This window comes from Sphingobacteriales bacterium, assembly GCA_016711285.1.
GTDB lineage: Bacteria > Bacteroidota > Bacteroidia > Chitinophagales > UBA2359 > JADJTG01.
Map to the genome: position 1 here is coordinate 236,049 of JADJTG010000010.1, position 21,808 is coordinate 257,856.

A 21,808-nucleotide genomic window follows, 5' to 3' on the forward strand; every position below is an offset into this window, starting at 1 on the left:
AAAGCTTGTTGTAAAGGTCACAAAAAATGGGAAAAATTATTTATCTTCGTGGGTAGGCTGAACAGGATAGGCGGTGTTGTCATTTGCTTGTATGAGGCAGTCGGAGTCGATGAGTGCCGAATTGCCGGTGGTAGCAAAACCGGTGGCTTGCACTACACATTCCATTTGCTCCTCGTCCAAAGGCGAAAAAGTAAAGCTTTTTTGTGCTGCACCATTCGGCTGCAAAGCAAAAGCAGACGAATAGTAAAAAACGATATACAACAGATGCGCACCGGCAAACCAAGGAAATAAATCGGCTGTGCGTTGTAAGATTTTCATGATAATATTGTCGTGTTTAGTTTAGGATTACATTACAAATATAAAGGCAGACTTCCTGACGAAACAATGACAAAATCAAAGATTTTTATCGGTAAAAAAAAATAATTTATTTTAATTTATCATTTTATAAACAATTAATTATCAATATTTTCAAAATAAAATATTATACACACAAAATAAAATTTATCATAAAAAATGACGCATTTTGTAACATAAAATTCAATTATTATATATAGTAACAGAGTCATTTTTTTGTTATTTCTTTTAAAAAAAAATAATAACTTTTTATTTTTGCTTTAAACGATTTTTCGAATTAACTATCTATAACAGCATTAGCGATCTTTGATATTTTATTTCTCAACTCATAATTTTATTACCCCAACAAACACATGAATAAATTATTGTCGGTTATTTTATGCTGCCTGATGTTGCAGTTTTCGTCTTTTGCGCAGTCATCTTTCAATGCAGGAAATGGTATCCGGTTTGAAAATACTTCGCTGGAAGAGATAGTAGCCAAAGCAGAAGCAGAAGGCAAAGCCATTTTTATAGAAACCTACGCTTCGTGGTGTCGCAGTTGTAAATGGATGGAACACAACAGTTTTGGCAACAACGCAGTAATAGATTTTTACAACGATAATTTTATCAGCCTTCGTTTAGATGTGGACAGAGAAGGCAAAGCCTTTGCCGACCGTTTTGGTGTGCGTATGGTTCCTACACTTTTTTATTTCGATAGCAAGCAAAATTTATTAATAAAAGAAGAAGGCGCACAAGAAGTGCAAGACTTATTGAAATTAGGAAAAAAAGCAGTAAAAAAAGCAAATTAACCAGTTGTTTTTTATAGAACTCTAAAAAAGGGACACCACACAAAAGGTGTCCCTTTTTTATGTTTACAAGTTTTTAGGGGTTTTTCAATATTTTTTTTCATTTTTGTACTTTAAAAGCGGTTAATACCTCTTTTTTATTGAAACATTTTTACATCTCTTACTCAACAAAACCCCAACAAAGCCGCCATACTTTGTTTTTTATATTTTGATTGGTATGTCGCCTGCTGTTTCCCCGATTACGTTGTCGGTTGTAATTCCGGTATATAACGAAGAAGAAAATGTAGCCCTGCTGCACGAAGAAATAAAAGCAGTATGCGAAGCCCAGCATTATTTATACGAGATTATCATCATTGATGACGGCTCTACCGACCAAACTGCCGCCATTGCCCGTCAGTTGTCGCCGGTATATTTTATTCGGTTTCGCAAAAATTTCGGACAAACGGCGGCTTTGAATGCCGGTGTGCAGCAGGCACAATATCCGTATGTAGTAACCATGGACGGCGACCGCCAAAATGACCCCAAAGATATTCCGAACCTGCTCAACGCTTTGATAGAAAAGGATTTGGATATTGTATCGGGGTGGCGTAGGCTGCGCAAAGATACCTTTTTGAAACATTTTGTGTCGCGAGGGGCAAATATGCTGCGCAAATTACTTATCAACGATGGTATTAACGACAGTGGTTGCTCGTTGAAAGTATATCGGAAAGAATGTTTTGACCATATCACTTTATATGGCGAAATGCACCGTTTTGTGCCTGCATTATTAAAAATAAAAGGGTTTAAAATCGGAGAAATACCGGTCAATCACCGCCCGCGCGTGGCGGGTGTCACTAAATACAATTGGCGGCGAACCGTAAAAGGATTTGTAGATATGATATCGGTGTGGTTTTGGAAAAAATTTTCCACACGCCCCTTGCACCTGCTCGGTGGTGTCGGCTTGCTGTTGATTTTTGTGGGCTTGCTGACGGGTTTTTATACCACTTATCTGTATTTGAAAGGACAAGGCATGTCGGAAAGTGCCTGGCCTATTCTGACAATGTTTTTAATATTGGCGGGTGTACAATTATTTGTATCGGGGCTTATTGCGGACATTGTTATCAAAAACTATTTTGAGACCACTACTGATGTTCCATACAGTATTAAAGAGGTGGTGAAGAATCAGTAATAAGAGCACCTTATAAGTAGCAAACTTCAGATATGCTCAATAATTTTTTACAATCTATTTGGCTAAAAAACAAGGATAGTATCTTTGTTTTTATTGCGACTGTTATTCTGTATCTTTTGTTGTACAGCTATCGTTTTGATATTGGTTGGGAGACAGGGCAACAAATTTTTATATATGTGCTGCCTTCATTATTGTTGTACGAAGTTTTGATATTACCTTTTGTATTAAAAAAATACAAAAATTTCGCATACAAATGGTTGCCTTGGGTATCTGTTGTTATTTTATTGTTTTTATCACAGATATTGCACTATTCCTATTTGTTTGAAGGCTGGATAGGAGGGCATAATACAGAGACTCACTTTTCTTTTGGCAATTATTTTCCGGCGAGCGATGGGCAAACCTATTTTCGCGAGATGTCGGGGTTGCTACGCGGTGATGAGCTGGGTGGTGTGGCTGCCTGGAAACCGATTTCAAGTTTATTTTATGGTTTTTGGTTTCGTATTTTCGGCGGAGATATGACCCTTTTTATTTTGCTGATGATTTTTTTCAGCAGTTGGTCGGTATTTATAACTGCACGCGTGGTATATCAGTTGTTGGGTATTACAGCTGCGGCACTGTATATTTATCTTATTATCGCTTTTTCAAATCAGTCTTTTGGCAGTTTTACAACGGAGCAGGCGGGTTTTATTTTCAGTAATATCGCCGTTTGTTTTTTATTAAAAGGTTTGAGTTTCCGGCAGCCCCGCTATGCTTTGGCGGGTTTTTTCGCACTCATTATTGCTATGAGTACACGCCCTTCTGCAATGTTTATTATTCCGTTATTGGGCTTGCTTTTATATTTTTACTTTCCCGACCTCAAAAAACTTCGCCTGTATCGTTTTGCTTTGCTGGCAGTTTTTTTGGTGGGACTCTCGTCCAATACTATTATCAATATATTGGTGTCAAAAAAAGGATTGCAGAGTTTTGGTAATTTATCCAATGTAATATATGCACTTTCTTCCGGTAAAGACCCCTCAAAATGGCAGACATATTATCAAGAACACCCCGAAGATAAAACGACCTCCTCCGGTGCTATCTATCAATCGGCTTTTGAAAAAGTAAAAAGAAGCCCTTTCAAGTTAATCCGTACCGTAGTTACTACCTTCAACAACCGCATTTGGAATCCTACTGATTATATAATGCCCGGCGTTGCCAATTCAGGATATATTTACCGAGTGGTGCGCCCTTTGTTGGTTTTGTTTATTTTTCCTGTTTTACTGCTATATTTCAGAAACTACCTCCCCCAGCTTAATGGTATTATTTTACTTACAATGCTCAGTTGGTTTGCTTCTTTTTTATCAGCTCCCTTTATCACAGGAGGGTCGCGGGTATTCACCGCCATTATTCCTTTTAATTTTCTGTTGCTCCCCATCGCCATAGGCAGTGTAATACTTTTATTGTATAAATATGTATATCGTGTTCAAGCAAATGATACCATAGTGTTCAGAAACAGTATAAACAGTGATAAATTTTCCATATTATTATATGCAATATGTATGATAAGTATTATGATAACACCACTGATGGTAAAAGCTTTTCCTATAAAAACCCACCCCACTACAGCCAATCGTGCCAAATTATATAATTGTGGAAACTCACATATTGTAATTATGAAATTAGAAAGCAGTGCTTATATTAATATTTCCAAAAAATATGGCTTTGCTCCTTATTTCAAATATAAATCCTATAAAGAACATAATGTATTGGGCGAAGAAATGGTACAATTAGGCATCGGTGGCAAAATAGCAGGTACTATTTTAGGCTACAATGAATTAGATAAGGATAGAAAAGAATTTATGCAAATTTATTTAGATGACCCCATAGCAGACAACTGTATGTATGCCGTAATTTGTGTGGATTATACCTATACAAATAGTCAGAAAGTTATTCGAAAAACAGTACCTTTGAGCAGAGGGAGATATTTGGGGTGTTTCAGAAATCTTTATTAAATCGTGTAGTGCCAAGCGGTTTGGCAATATTTCTTACGGTTTGTTGTTGTTTTTTTTCACAGACGAATTGTTTTATAATATTATGAATCAAAATATTAAACAATATATTTATCCTGTTTTTCTCACGCTTGCCCTTATTGCTTTTGCTGTCAATTTTCCGAATTTGTTCAGTTATTGGAACTTGCGCTACCTGATATGGCTGCTGCCGCCATTAGTATTTGCAAGTGAAATAATGATGCCGGTTTTGCCCAAAAGTATCACGGCTCAACGCTTCCTTTCCTTTCGTTTGGGATATTGGTTATATTGTTTTATTGCATTGCTCAGTATGTTGTTGGAACAATGGTTAAGCGGTATATTATCCGGTTATTTTAATTTGGCGGCGGTACTTCCTTACAGCGATGCCATCAGCTACTATGAAGGGGCGCGACAATTTGCAATAGACGGCGAAATAAGAGGGGTGGCGGCGTGGAAACCTTTGAGTACGGCTTATTATGGCGTATTGTTGGATATGTTTAATTTTGACGCACGTTTTCCTTTGATATTCACGGCATTGGCAGCTTGCGCATCAGTGTATTGGGTGGGTCTCTACATTCAAAAACTATTCGGATATGGTGCTGCTTTTTTGTACGCAGCTTTCTCATTGAGTTATTTTTCGCCTTTAAGTACCTCGTATATGACCGAAAGTTTAGGTTTTATAGTAGGAAATCTGGCATTTTACTTCACCTTGTATGCCCTTCACTCGCGCCACCGCCTTATTATCGCAATATTCAGTTTGTTTTTGTGGGTATTGGCTCTGAATGTACGCCCGGGTGAAATGTTTATTTTGCCTGCTTTGGTAATATTCTTTTTAGGATATGTTTTCAATGTTTTTTCCAACAAAGAAAAATTGCTGCGTTACAGCCTTATTTTTACAGGGATATTAGTGCTGAGTTTTGGTATTTGTCGCCTGTTTTCCTCTTTTATTACCGACAAAAATAGTCAAAACAACGGTAGTTTTGCGTATGTGATGTATGCTTTATCGGCGGGAGCAGAGGCAAAAAACTGGACACAAATCAGAAAAGACCATCCCGAAGTGTTGAATTTAAAAAAAGGTAAAGAAGTAAATTTTGTATATAACAAAACTTGGAATAACCTCCGTTCTAACCCTTTTCTTTTTATAAAAGCAGTAACAGTTTCGGTTTTTATGCCGTTTTTTAAGCCCGTAAAAACTTTAATCGGAAAAGTACGCGGCTTTGAGTTTTTATTTCACTACAAAATTTATCATCTACTGTTTTTTGCTTCGTGGTTGCTGATAATATTGGGCTTATTGAGGCGTATGACCCTACCCGACTGCTATCGTCCTTATTTGTGGCTGTGTGTATATACAGCAGCAGCAGCAATATTATCGTATCCTTTTTTGCCGTCCGACAACCGCATTTTGTCGCCGGTGATAGGGGCGCATTATTTTTGGCTGTGTGCAGGAGCAGGTATCGCTTTGTATTGGCTCAAAAATCGTTTTGCTTCCAAAAATGTCGACACTGCTGCCAATAGCGATGCTCTATTAATTGCTGCCGCCGACATTCCGCACCGCCAAGTTGTTGTTTCAAGCGGAGCTTTGGTGCTGCTGTTGCTGCTGTGTCCAATCATAACAGGTTTGATACCTCCTCCTGTTTACAATACTAAAAGTATTTTTGCCAATTGCCAATGCCCTACACAGCCCTTGGCTTTCAATTTAAATGATTATAATTTTGCTGTTTTTGACGACAATCAGCTTTATCCTTTCATTCCTTATGTTTCTTCTCAGTATTTCCTGTCGAGCAATTATGCCAAAAAATTACGCAAAGACGGGCTTAAAGTAAACGACGGACAAAGCTATGTGCAGGGCGCACCTATCGGCGAAAAAAAAATGTACCGTTTTGTACTGAACAAAGCTATTCCAATACAAAAAGAATACATTGTTGTGTGTCCGAGAGGAGAAATTACAGGTAGATTTTTTCAGGGAGATATTATCAAGTCAGGAAATTTTTAACAAAAAAAACAGAAGCCGGTTGCTGAAAACAGTATTGGCGTAAATATATACCATAAACGAAAAAAAGGGCGTATTTTTAGGTATTAAGTTGTATTTTAATATATTTCGCTGCAATGATGCTTTCCCCTGTTGCCAAAAAAATTATCATCACACAATCCAATTATATCCCCTGGAAAGGGTACTTTGATGCTTTTCAGTTGGTGGACGAGTGGGTGATTTTAGATGAGGTGCAATATACCCGCCGCGACTGGCGCAACCGCAATATGCTCAAAACACCAAAAGGTTTGCAGTGGCTCAGTATTCCGGTGGAAAATAAGGGAAAGTTTTTTCAGAAAATATCCGAAACCCACAGCACCGACAACCATTGGCGGAGTCTGCACTGGGACACTTGGCGGCAATATTACACCAAAGCTCCTTTTTTCAAACAATACCGCGATGAGTTGGAGCATTTGTATTTGGGCAGCAAGGAGCGCAATTTGTCTGTCATCAACCGCACTTTCAGCGAGGCAATTTTAAAAGCATTAGAAATTCCTTTGAAAATTCGCAGCGACAGCGATTTTGTCGTCACCACCACCGATGCCACCGAACGCCTCATTCAAATATGTGTGCAATGCGGCGCAAGCGACTATTACAGCGGGGCGGCGGCAAAAAATTATCTCAACGAAGCCTTATTTGAACAACACCACATTCGTTTGCATTATTTAGATTATTCGGCATATCCGACCTATCCGCAACTGTACGGCGATTTTGTTCATAACGTGAGTGCATTGGATTTGCTATTGAACGTTGGCGGAGCAGCAGCAAAAAATTATCTTAAATTTTCGCCTCAACGCTCATCTTAACCAAACATAAATCATTGATGATAAGTACATTATCCCTGTTTTGTCATTTATCGTTCAATATGCTTTTTACGCAAGCGTGATATTTTGCTATAAATGAAAAAATAAAAAGAAAAAGAGTAGATAAATCCACAAAACGCCCAATACTTGCCAGTAGGTGCGTAGCAGCTCGAGATGAAGGGCTTGCTGCCGATTGGAGAAATACAGCAAAGAGGCTACGGCATCTTGCGTGTGGCGATAACAATGGTAGGTAAGATACCACAACCACAACATACCCGCCAGCAAGTGCAAAGCGTGCAGCCCCGACAGCAAATACAAATAAGAACCATCGGGTGTGCCGCTAAAAAAAACACCCGCCTGTTTCAGTTCGTTCCACGCCAGCAATTGTGTAGCCGTAAATGCCAAACCCAACACCGAAGTGAGCAATAAGGCGCGGCGCAAAGGTACGGCGGCATCTTGCTCAAAATAAACTTTCGTTTGCTGCAAAAACCAGCCACTCGCCGACAAAATCAGGGTGCTCACTAAAAAATATTTCGGAAAACGAAATTGCTCCCATTTCCAGGCCGGAGCAGCATATAAATAAGCGAGTGTAAGCACCAAAAACAGCATTACAATACCCGCCAGCAAAAAATACAGCACGGTTTTGAGAGGCGATATTTTGGATAAAGGAGAAATTTCGGTGGCATTATTTTTCATACTGTACAGCTAATACAAAAAAATAAAACGCAATATAAAGGAATAGAAGTGTATTTTTTATTTCAAAGGAGAACCTTTTTCTTTTTTCAGGCGGCGGTACAATAATTTATCCAACCAAGCCGGTACCCAACGATTGAGCCACAAAGCCAGCTTTTCTTCGCCGCCCAAAACCACCGTGCGGCGGCGTTTTTGGATAGCCTGCCAAGTGGCATTGGCAACGCTTTCGGCACTCATCAGCTTGCTTTCGTCCAAGGGCGAGTCGCCTTGTGCTTCGCCGCGTTCGTTGAGGGCGGCATTGCGGATATTGGAGGCGGTGTAGCCCGGGCAAATGAGCTGCACACTTACGCCGCTTTCTAACAATTCGCAGCGCAGGGCTTCTACAAACAAGTTTATCGCTCCTTTGGAAGCCGAATAAGCGGTGCGGGCAGGCAAACCACGAAATCCGGCGACAGAGGAAATCGCCACCAAATTGCCGCGACTTTGCTTCACATAAGGCTGGGCATATTTAAAGCAATATACCATACCCCAAAAATTGATATTCATCACCTGATGCAGCACCGAAGTATGGCTATCTTCTAATGTTGCCCGCATAGAAATTCCGGCATTGGCAATTACGATATCTAAACGCCCAAAGCGCAAAATACATTCATTTACTACCTGACTGCAATCTGCCTCTTCACTCACATCGCAGCGCAAAGCTAAGGCTTCGCCGCCTTGTTGCTTTATTTTTTCTGCTATCGCCTGCAACTTGTCGGTATTGCGTGCTGCCAGCACCACCACACAGCCCTCGCGGGCGAGTTTATACGCCAAAGCCTCGCCGATGCCCGACGAAGCACCTGTTATCAGGGCTACTTTTTTATGAGAGACCACCAAAAAAAGAAAATTAGCCTTTTGCCGACTCAAACTCCCTCGTTTCGAGCTTGCCGTCGTTGTATTTGGAAGGACATTTGAGCAAAATTTTGGAGGCAATAAACTCATCGCCCTGCACCTTGCCCGTCAGTACAATATCTTCGCTGCGCTCAAAGTCGGCGGGTTGTGCTCCTTTATACACCACTTTCATTTCTTTTCCTTTTTTATCGTACATATAAAAAGAAAAATAATTGGGGTCTTTGGAAGGCTCGTAGTAGAGTGTTTTGGATTTATTGAGATTGCCCACAATTTGAAATTCTTTGCCGTCAGCAGAGGAAGCACTGCCAAAATCGGCGTAGCTGCTGTAATTGCCGGAGGTGCTGATGATATAAGTAATGCACAAGCCAATGAGCAAAAGTAAAAATATGTGTAATTTTTTCATGATATTACAAGCGCAAGTTAATGTTGCAAAGATACGGTATATTCAGAAAAGTATAAACGTTAAATTTTTCATTTTCTACACTTTATCCGTATAATAAAAACGACCTGCGTTCTTAAATGTTCTAAGGACAGCGAGATAATTTACAGGGTGTTTTAAATTGTTGTCGAACGGGGCAAAGCCGGTAAAAAAGCGTATATTTGTGTTTTTAGATAAAAAAATGTCGCAAAAATCATTGCTTATCGCCGAAAAACCTTCGGTTGCTCAGAGTTATCGCCAATTATTGGAAAAAGCTGAAAACGAAAAATTTACAAAAAAAGACGGCTACTGGGAGGGGCAGCGTTTTGATATTTCGTGGTGCGTGGGGCATTTGGTGGCACTCTCCGAGCCTGAATCCTACGGCTGGAAACACTGGAATTTAGACGACCTGCCGATGATTCCGCAACAGTGGCAATATGAAGTGTTGCCCAATACTCAAAAACAATTTGATATTTTGGCGCGCTTGGTCGCCAAAGCCGCCGACCTCATCAATGGCACAGATGCCGGACGCGAAGGAGAACTAATTTACCGCCTTTTGGTGCATCAGTGCGGGGCTGCTGCCAAACCCCAACGCCGCCTCTGGCTCAACTCCTTTGTGATGAACGATATGCTCAAAGCGTGGCAAAACCTCCGCCCCGCCACCGACTTCAATCACCTCGCCGCCTCTGCCATCGTCCGCGCCAAAGCCGACTGGCTGCTCGGTATGAACGCCTCGCGCGGCTACGCCGTAGGAACAGGAAAACGGGGATTGTCGGTGGGGCGCGTGCAAACACCTACGTTGGCATTGGTGGTGCAGCGCGATGAAGATGTGGAAAAATGGACGGATAAATATTTTTATCAACTGCAATGCACTTTCAGGAAAATTACTTTTTTGTACATACAGGAAAATCAGCAGAAATTTGATAAACCCGATGCCCTGCAATTGGTAAAAACGCAGTGCGAAGGCAAAATAGGCGAAATTGTACAGGTTTCAAAAAATGAAAAACGCCACTACCCGCCCAAACCCTTTGATTTGGCTGCCCTGCAAAAAGAAGCCAATAAAAAATGGGGATTTAAAGCAGCCGATACGCTCAAACATGCGCAGCATCTTTACGAAAATAAGCTCATTACTTATCCGCGTACCGACAGCGAATATTTGCCCGACAGTATGAAAAATGAAGCCGTTCAGCGATTGCACCAACTGAGCAGTGCCGCCGATGCCGCCTATTTTGACCAGCCTTTGGGCAAGCAGGCTTTTTTTAACAGTGCCAAAGTGAGCGACCACTTCGCCATTATTCCTACCGCCGATACTTCCCAACTGGCGGCTTGCAGCGATGCCGAACAAAAAATTTATCAACTTGTTCGGGAGCGTTTTATTACCGCCTTTTTCAGACCTTATGTTTTTGAAGAATACATCGTGCTGATGCAGTGCGAGCAGCATTATTTTAAAGCAAAAATTATTAAGGTATTAGATGCCGGATTTAAAGAACGCAGCCAACAACTCCCCGATGAAACAGCAGCAGCAGATGAAGCCGTGACCACCTTAGACGACCCCGCTTTTGTGCTGCGGCAAGGAGACCGCGACCTGCTGCGCGATTTGGAAATACTGAAGAAAAAAGCCACTCCGCCCAAACGATACAGCGAAGCCTCTTTGCTCACCGCTATGGAAACCGCCGGACGCGCCCTCAATGACGAAAGCCTCCGCGATGCCATGAAAGAGCGTGGCTTGGGAACGCCCGCTACCAAAGCCTCTATCATAGAAACCCTCAAAGATCGTGGCTATTTAGATACACACACAAAAAACCTCATCTCTACTGCCAAAGGGCGAGAACTCATTGCCTTAGTAGATGAAAAAGTGAAAAGCCCCGAAATGACCGGCGAATGGGAATACAAACTCAATAAAATTGCCAAAGGTGAATACAAAGCCCAGCAGTTTTTGTCGGAAATAGAAGATTATTTGCGCAGCCTCAACTCCGGCTATCGTCAGGCGCAAGCCGAGCATTTTAAATTGCACAGTGCCGATATGCTCCTTTGCCCTAAATGCAAGCAGGGTACTATCAAGCAATTAGATGAATATTGGGTGTGCAGCAGAGGAAAAGAACATTGCGGATTTATAGCAGCACGCACAGTGGCGGGCAAAAAACTCAATACCAAACAAATGGAACAACTGATAAAAACGGGCGAAACCGAAAAACTGAGCGGATTTACCAGCAAAAAAGGTACTGCTTTTGAAGCGGTTTTGCGCTTAGATGAAAATGGAAAAGTTGTTTTTAAATTTTAATAAAGAAAACTGTTTGTTTTTTCAATCCTAAAAGACCGTTTCAGATACTTATAAGCATACGCTTTTTTATCCATACTTGCCATGCATATCGCTCATATTGTAGCCTACGACCGCCAACGCATTATTGGTATCAACAATACCCTTCCCTGGCGGGTACCCAACGATATGCAGTATTTCAAACGCACCACTTGGGGACATCATGTGTTGATGGGTCGCAATACTTTTGAATCGCTGCAAGGCAAACCCTTGGTGCAGCGTGTAAATATGGTATTGAGCAGCAATCCGCATTATCGTCCCGAGCGCAGCATTCACGTTTCTACCCTTGCAGAAGCCATCGCCCTTGCCCGCTACGAAGGAGAGCAGGAATTGTTTATTATCGGCGGCGGCATACTCTTTGAGCAGACGCTTTCTATCTGTACAAGGCTCTATATCACCGAATTGGATATGGTGCTGCCCGTTGCGCCGCACGACACAGTTACTTATTACCCTACCCTTGTTGCCGATGAGTGGGCAATGAAAGAAGAAACTTCTTTGCCCGCCGATATGAAAAATCCCTGCGCGCAACGCTATATGATATTGGAAAGGAAGCAGGGCAGCCGATAAAATGTTTTCAGTATCGTTGAATTTATTTTTGGCTGACTGTTTTTAAAAGTTGCGTTCCGCAGGATATACAGCGTGCTGCACCTAAAGAATTGCTACCCTCGGCGGGATAGGTATCGTGGTTCACCTAAAGAAATGCTACCCTCGGCGGGATAGGTATCGTGCTGCACCTAAAGAAATGCTACCCTCGGCAGGATAGGTATCGTGCTGCACCTAAAGAAATGCTACCCTCGGCAGGATAGGTATCGTGGTTCACCTAAAGAAATGCTACCCTCGGCAGGATAGGTATCGTGCTGCACCTAATAAATTGCTACCCTCGGCAGGATAGGTATCGTGCTGCACCTAATAAATTGCTACCCTCGGCAGGATAGGTATCGTGGTTCACCTAAAGAACTGCTACCCTCGGCGGGATAGGTATCGTGCTGCACCTAAAGAATTGCTACCCTCGGCGGGATAGGTATCGTGCTACGCCTAAAGAAACGCTACCCTCGGCGGGATAGTAGAGAAATAAGCCGCACCTAATTTCAACATTATTTTTCTGCTACCTCATCTGAGCTTTGCAGTTCGGGTGTTGATGATTTTTTATTTTGTATAGTGCGCCAAATTTTTGTCCCGATACCTACCACAAATATAGCAATTACCTTCCAAAATTTCAGCAATATAGCAAAAAATCCCGCTTTTGCAAGCAATTTTCCAGCAACTAAGCCTCCGATAGTCCAAGCTGCCACATCATCTACCTTTGAGTCAAAATCGCTATAACGGAAGCCTTCATTAAACTCAAGCATCTGCACCACCTGCGGAATATCGCCCTGTACAGCAGAAAGCTGCTCCATAGGAGCAATAGCATTGAGTACTAATACACCTTTTCTTCCTAATATTCTTACATTGTAGTTTAAGGTATTCGCTTCCTCTTCCGAAAAACGAATTTCTTTTGCCCAATGTAAAACCTTTTTATCTTTATCATAAAAAGGTTTTGCCGCCCAGCCCACCAAAGATGCAGAAGGGTAGCCCATTTTTACACGCTCCTCATTTTCAGTTTCTACATCTTTTTGCATTTCTGCCAGCAATTCATCATAATTGATGTCATCGGCATCATCATCTTTTACATAACCGATTTTATCGTATTGTACATTAAACACATAAGTATTTTCTGAAAGTACGCTGGTGCTTTGCGGCATAATAAAACCCAAGGTCATATCCTCAGATGCAGGGTTATGCCATAAATCCACCAATACTTTTTTGGCTTGTTCTGCATCAAGGTATTTATAGCCTTCAGGCAATACAACAGTAGCAACACTATCTTTTAATTGAACAGTGCCGTGTTGGTAAGTAAAAGATTTTTCAATGGAATCAATCATCATTTTAAGTTGAGCCGTATCTGTATTGTTTTGCGCATTTAATAAGGCACTGCTCATACACCATAAAACTGCCGTCAGAAATTGTAGTTTTTTCATAAATAGTTATGATTTTTAAAAGTAAAATAGGGTTAAAAAAATAATGGTATAACAGATAAACAAAGGTAAACAATATTATATAGAATAACTGCACAAATATTGCGCAATTATTTTCTTTTTATTTTAGCTTGCCATAAAAACTATCAGAATAAATTAAAACATCAATATTATACGAAGTTTTACCATTTTTTCTGTGTCAAATCAAAAAAGAGGCTTCAAAAAACTAAAATTTTGAAGCCTCTTTCTATTATCTGCCATTATATATTGATGTGTGTTTTATTGCACTATCAACTGTAAGGTTTCCTGCGAACCGCTTTGGGTTTTTAGCTGAACAAAATACAGTCCTTTGGGCAAAGAGGCTGTTTCTAAACGCAACTGATATGCTTCTCCGGCTTCAATGCTGTCTATCAATAATTGTGTAATAATTTTTCCCTGCATATCCGTCAGCGACATCAGAGCCGTGCTGCTTTCGGTGCTGCGAATGGAAAGCTGCGCAAAATCGCGGCAGGGATTTGGGCTTAACGACACTTGCAGCGCACTGTTTAAAGCATTGGGGGCTTCTGCAATGTCGGCAGCCAGCTCTTGGTCGGCGGTTTCTGTGAGCGTTTTAAATACACCGCAACCGTTGATATATGCGTGAAAATCGCTGCCTTGCTCGGCATAGAAATTAGGGCGTAGCATTACGCGGTTTCCGGCTTTGTAGGTTACTTTTGAGCCGCTTTCTACCGCATTATAAGCGTGAATGACCGTACCTGCCTGAAAAGCAACCGTATCTGCCGCCCCAAAAGTAGAAGTAATGCCCAACACCGCCACGCACACATTGTCGCAGGCATCGCCTGCATTATCCATATCGGTATCTGCTTGGTCGGCATTAGCAAGGGCAGGGCAATTATCGCGCAAATCCAAAATACCATCGCCGTCTGCATCGGCAGCACTGCCTTGCACCCACACACCATAGCTGCGCGGCGGCAAGCTGAAATACATTTGATTAGAGCCGTTTACGATAGCATAAGGAAAAGAAGAATTTCCGGTGAGTTCTACGAGTGTGTCGCCACTGCCCACTGTCCAACCGGTATTGATGGTATGGTCTAAAGAAAGAGCATTAGACGAAAAATTAACCGCTACTATTACATCTTTTCCGCCCAGGGCACTGCTTCCGTTGAGTTGGAACAATAAAAGTTTATCTGCCGAGCCGCTCATATAATTGGAGGAATATGGCGTGCTGTAACGGTTCAGATTATCTACCGCCGAAGCATTGGTAATATACGTTTTGTGAATATCAATTAATTTGTCAATCTGAGGTTTTAAATAATCATTCGGGGCATAATCGCGCTGCACACCGTAGTAATCGGCATAATACACACAAGGAATACCCAACTGATTATTGAGCAAAATATAGGCATAAGCCAGCATAGGGTCGTTTTGAGTGGCTTCGTAAGTAGAGCGAAAATCGTGATTATTTACAAAAGTAACCGAATTATAGCCACTACCGCCGCCGCCCACGATACTGTTATTATACACATTGCGCGTATCATAGCCGCCGTTGTCGCAGGCATCTTTGAGGGCATAGTGCAAAGCAAAATCAAAAGTGCGCACTTTTATGGCAGCAGCCGTAGCAGCGTCCATAGAGCTATACACATTATTAATCCAGCCGTTGAGTGCTGCGGGGTTGCCGTCAAAAAATTCGCCTACTACCATATCGGGAGTAGTGCCGTTGCTGTATAAATCATCTAACATATCGCCAAAAAAAGAAGGCGGAAAATGTTTGGTAGCATCGGCACGCAGCCCTTTGATACCTACTGTATTGAACATCCAGCGTGTCCAGTCAAATAAAGTGGTGCGTGTGCCGGCATAAGCCTGTTCGTAATCATAAAAGAAATAGGGATAATCCCAATCGCCGCTCATAGTAGTAGGCGTGATGCCGTTGGGTCGGAAATTGAGGTAGTTCATAATACCCTGCCCACTCGGTACTGCCGAAAAATCGGTATAAGTTTGTACGAGTAAATTATTGACTACATTGGTGGCAGCACCGCCGCCCGAAGGCACAAACCATACTTCATAAAAACGGTGGTCGGAATAGGAGCCGGTATTGGGCAGATATATTTGGAGCGTATCGCCGGCAGTATTGTAATTAAAAGAGTTGAGCGTGACGGCAAATTCATCAACTGTGCAGCCGCCGGCATCTATTTTACAGTTGTAGTCGATACCCAACTGCACGGTCATAGAGGCTTCGGAGCAGCCGGCACCGCCATTGGGTTCGGTTTCAGTAGCCGCAGGCAGCCCCTGATAACCCTGTTTGGTGCTTTGCAAATACAATTTATAATCGGTATCGCCGTAGCCGCCGGAGAGCGAGCTGAGTTTGAAATAATAAAAATGCCCGGCAGAGGCGGCATTGAGCGGCAATATGTAGCGGAAGCGGTCGGAGGGATAAGGAGCGCAGCCGGCGCAGCCGTTTTGAACATAGTTGCGCACTGGCGGATTAGTTTCGGCACGACCGCCATTGCGGTGGTTATAGATGAGGTCGCCAACGGCATCTAAGCCATAGGTGTTCATCGTGGATATGAGGTTATTGACATCGGTGCGTGTACCAAAGCCCGTGGCACCGCCGCCATATTCTCCCAAATCATAGAGGTCGTAAATATCATAACCTACGCTGTATTGCCCGCCCGTAGCTCTCGACAAAGGCGGCAACCACACATGCGTAAAACCCACGCCACTCAAATCCTCGCATTGATTGCGAATGGCTTGCGACCAATTTGCGCCTTCGGCTGTTTTGGGATATTCCCAATACCAGCCTTGCAACATAAAATCCTGCGCCTGCAATTGTTGTACTCCCCACCAACACAAGGCGGCAGCGATGAGTAGATTTTTTTTATTCATTCTTTCTATCGGTTAATCTCATTAAAAAATGGTTAAAAAAAGAGAAAACATATCTTAGTGTTAAAAATACACATTCTGTTTGTTATCAACAAATACTTTCTTATTTCATCACATTGGGATTTTGATGACATCCAAACAAATTAAATTTATTTTTACATTATTAAAACAATAATAATGACAATTAAAAATAGAATACTTATTATTTTATAAAATGTATAAAAATTTGAATTTCATTTTTTAACAACACTCTGTAAAGAACATAAATGTATTGTTTTATTTTTGCGTACAAGGATATATACAAAAAATAAAACAAGGTTTTTGGGTTGAATTTTTAAAAAAAACAAGTAGTAAAAAAAATTCAAATCCAATATTTATTTAAAAAAAAGGTATTAATTCTGTGGAAACATCAAACACTTACTGCGGCATTTTCACTACCCAAATACCTCTCAAATCGCCGATATTATAGCCGATAGCTTTGTCGTTGGGATAAAATTTTTGAATTTCGGCATAAGTAGCTGCTGATATATCGGTGTTGATTTTTCCATGACATTGCAGGCACATATTTTCGGCTACAATGGGATAGTAAGCAACCTGCTGCCCTTGAAGAGTTTGTATTTGCGGGCTTGGTTTTTTGTTGGCGGCTATTTGTGCCTTTGCCAATTCTATATATTGCAATTCGCTGGTTGTGGCTGTATTTTTGGCATTTCTGTTTTTATCAGACACCCTTTTTATCTCCACACCCAAAACAAGCGACATACTGTCGGTGAGTTGTTGGGCTTTGCCGGAGCAAAAAGCAAGTGCTTCTGCGGTTTTTCCTTTTTGTAAAGCCGCCAACAGATTTTTTCCCAGCACTCCCTTCGTGCGCATCGCATCATCTTTCCCTTTTTCCAAAGGCGATTTATTTGCCTGCGCTACCGAATCCACACTTGCAGGCTGAAACCAAGCGGGCTGACTCAAATCAGTTTTGAAAAGGAAATTTCCGATATTTTGGAGTTGTACCTCCTCTAACATAGATTTGGGCATCAATCCATATTGTACGACCGCTTCTTGAAACAAAGATTTTTCGGGTGTGGGGTGTATAGAAAAATCAGTTATCGCTGCTGCAAAATCAGCACTTGCAGGGTGTTTTTGAATATATTTTTCTTTTATTTCCAAAAAGTCAGGTGCTATTTTAAGCGATGAATGATCGGTGCTATGACAACTGAAACAATGCGTTTTTAAATTGGCAATGATTTCAGCATCGGAAGCTGTGATGGGGGCAATATTGGCATTTGCAGAAGTGGAAGAAGCTGTATCTGTTTGATTTTGACAAGATAAAATTCCAACCATAAGCCCAAAAAACAGCACAGGGACTTGAAAATGAGTACGCATAAGTATAAAGTTTTTGGCAAAAATAAATATTTGAACAACAGAAATTGGTGACACAGGTTACACTGCATGATAAAAGCAGAAAAAATCCGCCTCCATATTTTTGAAAGCATTTTGTTGTTTTCTATACACTTTGGCGGCAGGAGTTGTTTTTTTTATTAAAAATAGTCTATCTTTCAAGCCATTTTCAATTAATTTTTCACGATATACAAAAGAATACAATGATACGTTTTGCATTGCTTTTATTTTTATGCACTCCCGTGCTACTTGCCCAAAGTCCTCAATTGGTCATCAACGAACTGATGGCTTCCAACAGCAGCACCGCCGCCGATGAAGCCGGCGAATATGATGATTGGATTGAACTCTACAATAACTCCGGCAGCGATTTGGACATCGGAAACTATGTGCTCACCGACAACAACGCCAACCTCACCAAGTGGAAATTTCCCAACGATGCCCTCATCGCCGCCAACAGCTACTTAATTGTATGGGCTGATGAAGACAGCAGTCAGGGTCCTTTGCACGCCAATTTTAAATTATCGGCGGCTTTGGGCGAGCATCTGATGTTGTTGGATAATGACGGCAATGTATTGGACGAAGTGACCTTCGGCGCACAAAGCACCGACCAAAGCTATGCGCGCTTGCCCAACGGAACGGGAAATTTTGCTGTTGTCTCCCCTACTTTTAATGCTTCTAACAGCATCACGGCTTTGCACGAGCCTGCTCCTGCCGCTGTTTGGTCGGTTTTTCCTACCGTATTGCGCCGCAACCAAACTGCCACTATTCGCCACGCCGCCGCCGATGCCGCACTTTCTTTGTGCATTTACAATGCGGCGGGAATAAAGTTGGAAACGCTCACCTTAGCACCCCGCAGCGAACAAGTTTTGTCTGCCGACCATTGGAGCAGCGGTGTTTATTACATCAAAGACGAAAAAACGGCAAAAGTGCAGATAATTGAAATAATACCATAGGCAAAAAGCAAAAGCCGAACCTGTACAGGTTCGGCTTTTTGCTGATATTGTATTTTTTTTGGGATAAATAAAACCTTGAATGAAAGGAGTCTTTTTTATACCAAAATAAACTTTAATACATAAAATAATAAAGTTGCCATTACAATACACACTGGTAGTGTAAGCACCCACGCCAGCATAATATTGCGCACGGTTTTAGCGCGAAGGTTTTTCAAGCCGCCTTTGGCAACCATACTGCCCGCCACCCCGACGACAAAATGTGCGTGGTACTCACAGGCAACTTCAGCGAAGTAGAAACACCGATGGTAAGGGCGGTGATAATTTCTGCCGAAGCACCCTGTGCGTAAGTGAGGTGGTCTTTTCCGATGCGCTCGCCGATAGTAACCACAATGCGCTTCCAGCCTATCATTGTACCGATACCCAAAGCAACAGAAATCATCAATACAATCCAGAAAGGAGCATATTCTACATAATGTTTTATACTTTTTGAGGTGCTGATTAAAATTTCTTTTTCATTTTTTTTGTCTATCATCAAAATGCTTTTAGAAATACTCTCCAAAGAGCCTGCCACCGAACTCAACAATTTGCGCAAATCAAAACGATCCGCTTCGCTCATAGCATCACCCTTTTTGACGTATTTGTTTATTTTTTCAAAAGCCTCTTGTGTTGCCAATATTTCGCCGCGGTCTTTGGGCGAAATATCAGTGGTATTTTTTGTTTCTATTTCTTGTAAAATAGGTTGCACTTTTGCTATATGAACCGGTATATCGTTGATATTTTCGTTGTAATTAAGTGCATAATACGAAGGCGCAAAGCATATCATTACCAATAAAGCAAGACTCACACCTTTTTGTCCGTCATTAGAGCCGTGAAAAAAACTCACCAACGAGCAGGTCGTTATCAGCACCACGCGCACCCAAAACGGCGGTGTAGTTCCGTCTTTGGGGCTTAAAAAGATGATGGTATGGCGAAAAAAATGACGCAGCAGCAGCACCAGCAAAAATGTTAAGCAGAAGCCAATAGCCGGCGATAAGAGCAGCGAAAAAAAGATTTCCTGTGCCTTTGACCAATTCACCTGACTCATATTATTGAGCACCGACAACGAAAAGCCGATACCCGCACCAATAATAGAACCGATGAGCGTATGCGAACTCGAACACGGAATACCAAAATACCAAGTACCCAAATTCCATATAATGGCGGTGAGCAGGGTTGCCAATATCACGCTCACACACATACCCGTACCCTGCGACAACATCAAGTCCACCGGCAGCAATTTGATAATACTGGTTGCTACACCGATACCCTCCGTAAAAACACCTTCGCCAAAGGAGTGTAGCAGAATTTGAATCCCCTTGTACGACAACATTCCGCCAGTGATAACACCCAAAAAATTTAAAGTTCCCGACAACACCACCGCTGTCACCGGACGCAAAGAGTGCGTATAAATAACAGTAGCAACAGCGTTGGCAGTATCATGAAAACCATTAATAAATTCAAAAATACACACTGCCACCAAACAAATAACAAGCAAAATAGCCAATGTAGCAGATAAACCCAGCATATTAGATATAATTTTTAAAATGAAACAATATGTTTTTCTTTAAAATTTATCCTTATTTTTGGCTGTTTAGCTGTCATTTTTAAAAAAAACAGCGCAAAATAATATGACAAATAGGGTGCAAAGTTACAGAGAACAGAGCTAAGATTATCAATTAACTTTATTAAGTTATTACAAAAACAATATTAACAAATTGTTAATTATATTGCTCGCCGTTATTCATTTAATAAATAAAAATATATGTAAAATAGTATAAAATAAAAAATATGGATAAAAATCTGCGCTCTTCTACCATGCTGATAGTGGTAGCTGCTTTGGGTTATTTCGTGGATATTTATGATTTGATAGTATTTAATGTAGTTAAAAAAGAGAGTTTAGAGGCTTTGGGTTATGGCGGCGAATTGTTCAAAAAATACGAATTAATGCTCTTCAACTGGCAAATGTTCGGTATGCTGTTGGGTGGTTTGTTGTGGGGGATTTTGGGTGATAAGCGCGGGCGCGTATCGGTGTTGTTCGGCTCTATTGTCTTGTATTCCATTGCCAATATCTCCAACGCCTTTGTAACAGACATCTACGGCTACTCGCTGTTTCGTTTTATGGCGGGTTTGGGTTTGGCGGGCGAACTCGGTGCGGGCATCACCTTGGTTGCCGAAACCATGCACCGCGAAAAACGCGGCTACGGCACCATGATCATTGTTACATTCGGGGCATTAGGGGCGGTGGCAGCCTCTTTGGTCGGCAATACTTTCGGCTGGAAAATGACCTACATCATCGGTGGCAGTTTGGGTTTGCTGCTGCTGCTGTTGCGGGCATCGGCATTTGAGTCGGGTATGTTTGAGCAGATGAAACAACATCAAACCCTTCAAAAAGGCAATTTTCTACAACTCCTTTCGCCGCCGCAGCGTTTTCTAAAATATATCCGCTGTATCCTCATCGGTTTGCCGATATGGTATGTTATCGGGGTACTCATTGCACTATCCAACCGCTTCGCCGAAGCCAAAGGTATGCAGGGCATCACGGTAGGAAGCAGCGTAATGTATGCCTATATCGGCTTGTCGGCAGGCGATTTATTGAGTGGTTTGCTCAGTCAGTGGTTTCGCAGCCGCAAAAAAATCATCATCGGATATTTGCTTGCTACGGTTTTGTTGGTGCTGTTTTTTCTTTATATGGGTGCAGTGAGCCATAGTTCTTTCTATTTTTTATGTTTTTTGCTGGGCACTGCCACCGGCTACTGGGCTTTGTTTGTTACCAATGCTGCCGAGCAGTTTGGTACTAATTTGCGCTCTACCGTTACGAATACTGTTCCCAATTTTGTACGTGGTTCGGTTATCCCTATCACCCTCACTTTTGATGCGCTTTCCAAACAAAGCAACCTCAATACTGCCGCTTTAATAGTAGGCGGCGTGTGCCTCGCTTTGGCGTGGATTTCTACCCTGCAGATAGATGAAACCTTCGCTAAGGATTTGGATTACTGGGAGCATTAAAATACAGGAAACAGGTTGTTTTTTTTCACTGAAAAGAAAAGGACATTCAGGAAAAGTAGCATATT

The 21,808-nt window shown here is 41.7% G+C and carries 16 protein-coding genes and 1 pseudogene; 9 read left to right on the forward strand and 8 right to left on the reverse strand.

Translation table 11 applies throughout. The annotated features are described in order from the left end of the window. Positions 1-36: 36 nt before the first annotated feature. Entirely contained in the window at positions 37-318 is a 282-nt protein-coding gene (locus tag IPL35_06740; protein ID MBK8443119.1) for a hypothetical protein, read from the reverse strand. 389 nt (positions 319-707) lie between these two features. On the opposite strand from IPL35_06740, the gene IPL35_06745 reads away from it, so the two are divergent. The 5 genes from IPL35_06745 to IPL35_06765 all read left to right on the forward strand — a co-directional run bounded on the left by IPL35_06745 (position 708) and on the right by IPL35_06765 (position 7,145). Beyond that, entirely contained in the window at positions 708-1,142 is a 435-nt protein-coding gene (locus IPL35_06745) for a thioredoxin family protein (GenBank protein ID MBK8443120.1), read from the forward strand. 214 nt (positions 1,143-1,356) lie between these two features. Next, positions 1,357-2,307: a glycosyltransferase family 2 protein gene (locus tag IPL35_06750; protein ID MBK8443121.1), complete on the forward strand. Its 951-nt coding sequence runs from the start codon at positions 1,357-1,359 to the stop codon at positions 2,305-2,307. Between the two features lie 32 nt (positions 2,308-2,339). Next, positions 2,340-4,295, forward strand: coding sequence for a hypothetical protein (locus IPL35_06755; GenBank protein ID MBK8443122.1), 1,956 nt, complete (start codon positions 2,340-2,342; stop codon positions 4,293-4,295). 82 nt (positions 4,296-4,377) lie between these two features. Beyond that, a complete protein-coding gene (locus IPL35_06760) occupies positions 4,378-6,303 on the forward strand; it encodes a hypothetical protein (protein MBK8443123.1) in 1,926 nt (641 codons plus the stop codon). Between the two features lie 116 nt (positions 6,304-6,419). After that, the gene (locus IPL35_06765; GenBank protein MBK8443124.1) at positions 6,420-7,145 is read left to right on the forward strand and encodes a WbqC family protein; all 726 of its coding nucleotides are present in this window, start codon (positions 6,420-6,422) and stop codon (positions 7,143-7,145) included. Positions 7,146-7,232: 87 nt separating this feature from the next. Here the strand turns inward: IPL35_06765 and IPL35_06770 are convergent, their stop codons facing one another. Genes IPL35_06770 through IPL35_06780 form a run of 3 tightly spaced genes read right to left on the reverse strand, consistent with a single transcriptional unit; the run spans position 7,233 to position 9,129 of the window. Continuing rightward, entirely contained in the window at positions 7,233-7,838 is a 606-nt protein-coding gene (locus IPL35_06770; GenBank protein ID MBK8443125.1) for a cytochrome c oxidase subunit 3, read from the reverse strand. 57 nt (positions 7,839-7,895) lie between these two features. Next, positions 7,896-8,816 carry an SDR family oxidoreductase gene (locus IPL35_06775; protein MBK8443126.1) on the reverse strand — a complete coding sequence of 307 codons (921 nt, stop codon included), beginning with the start codon at positions 8,814-8,816 and terminating at the stop codon, positions 7,896-7,898. Further along, positions 8,722-9,129 (reverse strand): cytochrome c maturation protein CcmE, encoded by a 408-nt coding sequence (locus IPL35_06780; GenBank protein ID MBK8443127.1) that lies wholly within the window; start codon positions 9,127-9,129, stop codon positions 8,722-8,724. The genes IPL35_06775 and IPL35_06780 overlap by 95 nt, the downstream gene beginning before the upstream one ends. A gap of 217 nt (positions 9,130-9,346) precedes the next feature. Between IPL35_06780 and IPL35_06785 the strand changes: the two genes are divergently transcribed. Beyond that, a complete protein-coding gene (locus IPL35_06785; GenBank protein ID MBK8443128.1) occupies positions 9,347-11,425 on the forward strand; it encodes a DNA topoisomerase 3 in 2,079 nt (692 codons plus the stop codon). An 81-nt stretch (positions 11,426-11,506) separates the two neighbouring features. After that, complete coding sequence (locus tag IPL35_06790) at positions 11,507-12,028, forward strand: dihydrofolate reductase (GenBank protein ID MBK8443129.1); 522 nt, start codon at positions 11,507-11,509, stop codon at positions 12,026-12,028. Positions 12,029-12,555: 527 nt separating this feature from the next. Here IPL35_06790 and IPL35_06795 read toward each other — a convergent pair. From IPL35_06795 to IPL35_06805, 3 genes are all read right to left on the reverse strand, one after another. Then, positions 12,556-13,440 (reverse strand): DUF2167 domain-containing protein, encoded by an 885-nt coding sequence (locus tag IPL35_06795; protein ID MBK8443130.1) that lies wholly within the window; start codon positions 13,438-13,440, stop codon positions 12,556-12,558. Positions 13,441-13,755: 315 nt separating this feature from the next. Then, entirely contained in the window at positions 13,756-16,359 is a 2,604-nt protein-coding gene (locus tag IPL35_06800) for a T9SS type A sorting domain-containing protein (protein ID MBK8443131.1), read from the reverse strand. 414 nt (positions 16,360-16,773) lie between these two features. Continuing rightward, entirely contained in the window at positions 16,774-17,730 is a 957-nt protein-coding gene (locus IPL35_06805; GenBank protein MBK8443132.1) for a DUF3365 domain-containing protein, read from the reverse strand. 218 nt (positions 17,731-17,948) lie between these two features. Between IPL35_06805 and IPL35_06810 the strand changes: the two genes are divergently transcribed. Then, positions 17,949-18,698, forward strand: coding sequence for a lamin tail domain-containing protein (locus IPL35_06810; protein MBK8443133.1), 750 nt, complete (start codon positions 17,949-17,951; stop codon positions 18,696-18,698). 95 nt (positions 18,699-18,793) lie between these two features. On the opposite strand, the pseudogene IPL35_06815 reads toward IPL35_06810, so the two are convergent. After that, positions 18,794-20,262: pseudogene (locus tag IPL35_06815) on the reverse strand (inorganic phosphate transporter). Positions 20,263-20,525: 263 nt separating this feature from the next. On the opposite strand from IPL35_06815, the gene IPL35_06820 reads away from it, so the two are divergent. Then, complete coding sequence (locus tag IPL35_06820; protein ID MBK8443134.1) at positions 20,526-21,743, forward strand: MFS transporter; 1,218 nt, start codon at positions 20,526-20,528, stop codon at positions 21,741-21,743. Positions 21,744-21,808: the final 65 nt, after the last annotated feature.